This is a genomic window from Protofrankia sp. CiP1_Cm_nod4 (assembly GCF_982290645.1).
The window spans coordinates 8,805-14,576 of the sequence record NZ_CEVIVC010000124.1 but is presented as its reverse complement, the minus strand read 5'-3'; the positions used below and the strand labels follow the sequence as shown (position 1 = coordinate 14,576).

Genomic DNA, 5,772 nt, shown 5'->3' with positions numbered 1-5,772 from the left:
CACCTGTCGTCCGGCGTGTTCGGCCGGGCGTCCCCGGCGGGGGCGGGCGGCGGCGCGGAGCCACCGCCTGTCGCGGCCACCCCCGGCGGCCTGCCGTTCATCAGGGCTTCGGACGGCCTGCCGTTCACCGGGCCGCCGCCGCTCGCGGCGGTGCCGCGGTTCGCCGTGTTCCCGCCACTCACCGAGTTCCCGCGGTTCGCCGTGTTCCCGCCACCCACCGGGTTCCCGCGGTTCGCCGCGTTGCTGCCGTTCACCGGGCTGCCGCCGCTCGCGGCGCTGCCGCCGCTCGCGGCGCTGCCGCCGTTCGCCGTGTTGCCGTCACCCACCGCGTTCTCACCGGTTGCCGGGGTGTCGTCGTTCACGGGGCCGGTGTGGTTCACCGGGTGGCCGTGGCGCGGCGGGCCGCCGTCCACCGGGTTCTGCTCGGGGTCCTGTCCGGACGGGCCTGCGGCGATCTGGCCGGTGGCCGATGTGGCTATTGGTGTTGTTACTGTCGGTATTGACGTCGGTGTCGACTGTTCCGGCTGCCCGGACCGGTCCGGCTGGGTGGACGGCCGTGCCGGCCCGGACGGCTCGGCCGTGGCCGTGTCGGCGGCGGGCGGCTGGTCGGCTGCCGTGTCCCGTGCTGTGCTGGTGTTCTGGCTGGTGCTCCGGCCGGAGTCCTCGGCGCCCACGGAGCGGGCGGTGACAGCAGCCACCGTGACACCCCCGTCCCGATCGACTACTCGCCTTACCGAAATACAGACTCCACAGTAACCCTCAGTAATGCAAGTGGACTCCCGAGGGGGTGATCGGTGCGGACGGGAGTTTGATGACACCTGCGGGCAGGCGCCCGCGATGACTGCCCTGAAGATCTCGCCGTACTCCGTCGGCGATGTGACATCCCTGAGCCGGGCGGGCCAGGTAACCTCGCCCGGTGCCTGCGCTCGTGCTGATCGGTGCCCAGTGGGGCGATGAAGGCAAGGGGAAAGCGACCGACCTGCTCGGCGGTGCGGTCGACTTCGTCGTCCGGTATCAGGGGGGTAACAATGCCGGACACACCGTTGTCATCGGCGCGGAGAGCTATGCCCTGCACCTGATCCCCAGCGGCGTGCTGCGCGCGGACTGCGTGCCGGTGATCGGTAACGGCGTTGTCGTGGATCCCGGCGTCCTGCTCCAGGAGATGGACGGGCTCACCGCCCGCGGCATCGACGTGTCCCGACTGCTGATCAGCGCGAACGCACATCTGATCATGCCTCACCACCGGGCGCTCGATAAAGTCACCGAACGTTATCTCGGCAAGGCGCGGATCGGCACCACCGGCCGCGGCATAGGCCCGACCTACGGCGACAAGATCGCCCGGACCGGCATCCGCGTCCAGGACCTGCTCGACCCCGGGATCTTCCGGGCGAAGCTGGAGCTGGCGCTGCGGGAGAAGAACCAGATCCTGACCAAGATCTACAACCGGCGCGCCCTCGAGGTGGACAAGGTCGTCGACGAGTACAGCGTGTACGCGCAGCGGCTCGGGCCGCACATCGCCGACACCGGCCTCGTGCTCGACAGGGCGTTACGGGACGGCCAGGTCGTGCTCCTGGAAGGCTCCCAGGGCACCCTCCTCGACGTCGACCACGGGACCTACCCTTTCGTCACGTCGTCGAACCCGACCGCGGGCGGGGCCGCGGCCGGCTCGGGCATCGGGCCGACAAGGATCACCCGGGTGATCGGCATCTGCAAGGCGTACACGACCAGGGTCGGCTCCGGGCCGTTCCCGACCGAGCTCACCGACAAGGTCGGCGACGAGCTGCGCGCCGTCGGCGGCGAGTTCGGCGTGACCACCGGCCGGGCCCGGCGCACCGGCTGGTTCGACGCGGTGATCGCCCGCTACGCGGTGCGCGTGAACGGGCTGACCGACCTCTTCCTGACCAAGCTGGACGTGCTCTCCGGCTTCGACCGGGTACCGGTCTGCGTGGCGTACGACGTCCACGGGGTGCGGCACGACGAGATGCCGATGACGCAGACCGAGTTCCACCACGCCCGGCCGATCTACGAGGAGCTGCCCGGCTGGGGCGAGGACATCTCCCAGGCGTCGTCGTTCGACGATCTGCCGAAGGCCGCCCGCGACTACGTCAGGACGCTTGAAGAACTGGCCGGCGTGCCGGTGGCGGCCGTCGGGGTCGGCCCCGGCCGGAACCAGACGATCTCCATCCGTGACCTCGTCTGACTGACCGGCCCGACCGGAGGCAACACGGCCATGGCGGTACGGCCACGGCGTTGCGGTCGCGACAGTTCCCCGCGCAGCGGCTTCCGCGCGGGACCGGGACCGCTCCAGCCGATCGCCCTGCCGCCCTGCCGCCCTGGCGGGCGAGCGCCCGTGGTTCCCGCGCGTGACCGGGATGTCCCGGGTGGGAACCGGGATGGCCTCTTGAAGATCAAAAAAATTGTTCCGTATGATGACCGACATCCTCAGCCGCCTACCGCCGAAGTGGCCACGGACGTGGCATGCTCAGGCTCGGCCAACAGCCGATCTTCCGCTCGGCCGGCCGCCCGGTGTGCTTCCGCCCGCGCGGGGCCGAGCCGAGCGGGGACAGCCGTAGGTGTGGGAGTGTTCCGTATCACCCTTCGTTCGCATCGTGGAGGTACGCAATGAAGCGTTTCGCGCTGATCGCCCTGCTGGCCGCGGTCGCCGGTGGCGGTTTCCTCATCCGCAGGCGGAGCAGGCAGGACGTCTGAGCGCGGGCTCGTCTGCCGCCGTGAACCCATCCGCTGCCGCGAGGGCGACCGTTCGTGACAACAGGTGGGTGCGGCGAGGAGCCGTCACCGGGGCCGCTGTTGCAGCGGCCACCACGCCGAGGCGGGCGCAGCGGCCAGTACGGCGAGGAGGCCGCCCCATGGCCCCAAGGGCTGCCGCGGCAACGGACACCATGGGCGGGGACACCATGGAGGAGGACGAGGTGGCCGGGCGTATGACCGGCGTCCGCCGCGGCCGGCTGTGCCCGGTCGCGTGGCCATGCTGATGACCTCCAGATCGCTGATCTCCAGCGGCCCCGGGATCCCGGATGTCCTGCGGGAGTCCCGGGGCGGCTGATCGGCCACTGCGCTGATCGTCGTCGGGCGCGGGCCGATGTGGGCCTTGGCGGTGCCGCGTCGGCGAGAAGCCCGCACCAGATGCCGTTCGTGGAACAGGCCGATCGCGAAACAAGCCGAGGTGGGTCCTGATGGTGCGTACGGCGGCCCCGATGTCAGCCCCCTCGCAGGCTGTCCGCGAACGCGGATCTTGTGCGTGCCGTGCCGTGCCGTGCCGTGGTAAAGCGGTAATGACGTCCGCCTGACGTCGACCGGCCCCTGGCCACGACCGACCGGCCGACTGTCAGGTCTCGCCCCGCCACGAATGCGGGCCGTCCTCGGTGGTGGCCCCGGAGCGTCTCCAGCGGAGACGGGTCACTATCCGCGACCGTCCGCGCAGGCCATGATCTGGACGAGTCTGTCGTTGTGCACGCTTTTCGGCCGCAAAAGCGTGCACAACGACAAACATACGGCGATCTTCTCCGCTCACCGGCAGCCGGTAGCGGCGTCCGGTGACATATGCCATCGATGGTGTACCACGCATGGTCACCCGGCCGGCGCTTTATGCGCCGGTCCGCGCGTCCGGATCCCGCTTCGGTCCGGAATCCTCCCGGCGCTGGTGATGAACATGTTGCTGCGGCCGGCGCCGATCACTTTACCGCGCACAGCTGTGTGACCCACGCCGGTCGGCATTGTTTTCGACATGTTTCGGCTTGTACATCGGGACGTACCGGCTGCGCACCGTCGCCGCTTCGTGATGTCCGTAAACTCGGCCGGGCCCGGGTATGCTCGAGTTCGTGCACCGCTATGATGTCGACAGCGAGATTCTGACGCAGGCCGTCGTCAACTATGCGCGGGAGCGACTACGCCTCAGCCCCGTTCCCCTGGACGGTACCCGCTCGCGCGCGGAGCTGACCGCCGCGGTGGGGGAGACAATAACCTCGGACGGTATCGGTGGCGTCGAGGCGCTCCGGGTTTTCGACGAGCTCCTCTCCCAGGCGTGTATTTCGGTCGACCACCCCCGCAACCTCTCGTTCATACCGGCGGCGCCCACCAGGGCGGCGATACTTTTCGACCTCGTCGTCGGGGCTTCGTCCGTATACGCGGGGAGCTGGCTGGAGGGTGCCGGCGCCGTGTACGCGGAAAACCAGGCACTGCGCTGGCTGTCCGATCTCGCCGGTTTTCCGCCCGAGGCCGGTGGGGTCTTCGTCCAGGGCGGGACGATCGGGAACCTCTCCGCGCTCGTCGCGGCCAGGTACCGGATGCGGACGCGGGACGGCGCCACCCGGCGTGGCGGCCGGCCCGCCGTGTGGCGTATCGCCTGCGGTGCCGAGGCGCACTCCTCGCTCGAGACCGCCGCCCGGGTCATGGGCGCGGAGCTCCTGGTGGTCCCGGCGGACGCCGAGGGCCGTCTCACCGGCCCCGCGCTGGCCCACGCCCTGGACAAGGCGGATCCCGACGTCCGCGACAGCGTGTTCGCCGTCGTGGCGACGGCCGGCACCACCCAGTTCGGCATTGTCGACGACATCCGCGGAATTGTCGACACGGCCCATGAACGGGGCCTGTGGGCGCATGTCGACGGGGCGTACGGGCTGGCCGCGCTGGCCGCAGAACCGGTCCGTCATCTCTTTGCCGGAATAGCCGACGCGGATTCTTTCATTGTCGATCCGCACAAATGGCTGTTCGCTCCGTTCGACGCCTGCGCGCTGATCTACCGGGAACCGGCGCTGGCCCGCGCGGCACACGCCCAGAAAGCGGGCTATCTGGAGGTCCTCGAAACCGCTGACGACTGGAACCCCGCGGACTACGCGATCGGTCTCTCACGGCGTGCGCGCGGCCTGCCCTTCTGGTTCTCACTGGCTACGCACGGTACCCGCGCCTACGGTGCCGCCGTGGAGAAGTCACTGGCCACCGCCCGGGCCGCGGCTGATCAGATAAGGGCACTGCCCTACGTGGAGCTCGTGCGTGAGCCGCAGCTTTCCGTAGTGGTCCTGCGCCGCCTGAACTGGACACCGGAAAACTACTACGAGTGGACGGAGAAACTGTTGCGGACGGGTTTTGCCTTTGTCACCCCGACCGTCCACGAGGGGGAGACGGTGACCCGTTTCGCGATCGTCAACCCGTGCACCGAACCGTCCGACATCGCCGCCATCCTCGGCAGCATGGCCTGACGGCATGGCCTGACGATATGGCCTGACGATATGGCCTGACGGCATGGCCTGACGGAACACGGCATGCCCCCGACCGCCCTGCTTCCGGCAGCTCACCGCGCCTACCGCCGCGACCACAGCCCGGAGCCGGGCCTCGAAGACAACTGAGACCGGACCGGCGACGGAGCCGGCAACGGACGGATCGCCCGGGGCGTGCGCCCATGGACTGCCGTGTGCGGATGCCAGGCGCTGCGCGCCGGGGGTTTCCCGTGGAGGCCTGCGGGGGCTCGGCCCCCGCGGCTGGCATAAAGCCATCCGCCCATGGTGCGCCAGCACATGGGTACCCAAGGATGGCGGTGGAGGTGGGATTTGAACCCACGGAGGGGTTGCCCCCTCACACGCTTTCGAGGCGTGCGCCCTCGGCCACTAGGCGACTCCACCGTTTGTCAGCTTACTGGATGCCGTGGTGGGGCGGAGCGGCGCGTCCCCGCCAGCCCGGCCCCGTACCCGCCGGCGGCCCGCGCTGCCCCGGCCTGGCTGCCCGTCCTGACAGCCAGGCGTCCTGACAGCCGCCGACGGA

Annotated in this window: 3 protein-coding genes, 1 tRNA gene and 1 pseudogene; 4 read left to right on the top strand and 1 reads right to left on the bottom strand. The window is 69.9% G+C overall.

Annotated elements, in window-relative coordinates; translation table 11 throughout:
* From AC5LSR_RS19075 to AC5LSR_RS19060, 4 genes and pseudogenes are all read left to right on the top strand, one after another.
* Positions 1-756: pseudogene (locus tag AC5LSR_RS19075) on the top strand (hypothetical protein); the annotation flags it as partial.
* Between the two features lie 160 nt (positions 757-916).
* A complete protein-coding gene (locus tag AC5LSR_RS19070) occupies positions 917-2,200 on the top strand; it encodes an adenylosuccinate synthase (protein WP_250281932.1) in 1,284 nt (427 codons plus the stop codon).
* A 667-nt stretch (positions 2,201-2,867) separates the two neighbouring features.
* A complete protein-coding gene (locus AC5LSR_RS19065) occupies positions 2,868-2,993 on the top strand; it encodes a hypothetical protein (protein WP_493465379.1) in 126 nt (41 codons plus the stop codon).
* A gap of 834 nt (positions 2,994-3,827) precedes the next feature.
* Positions 3,828-5,213 (top strand): pyridoxal phosphate-dependent decarboxylase family protein, encoded by a 1,386-nt coding sequence (locus AC5LSR_RS19060; protein ID WP_250281931.1) that lies wholly within the window; start codon positions 3,828-3,830, stop codon positions 5,211-5,213.
* A gap of 330 nt (positions 5,214-5,543) precedes the next feature.
* Here AC5LSR_RS19060 and AC5LSR_RS19055 read toward each other — a convergent pair.
* Positions 5,544-5,633, bottom strand: a tRNA-Ser gene (locus AC5LSR_RS19055).
* Between the last annotated feature and the right edge of the window lie 139 nt (positions 5,634-5,772).

Bases quoted from the DNA above. Each gene is read 5' to 3' on its own strand.
- AC5LSR_RS19065 (WP_493465379.1), top strand. From the start codon at position 2,868: ATGGCCCCAAGGGCTGCCGCGGCAACGGACACCATGGGCGGGGACACC.
- AC5LSR_RS19060 (WP_250281931.1), top strand. From the start codon at position 3,828: ATGCTCGAGTTCGTGCACCGCTATGATGTCGACAGCGAGATTCTGACG.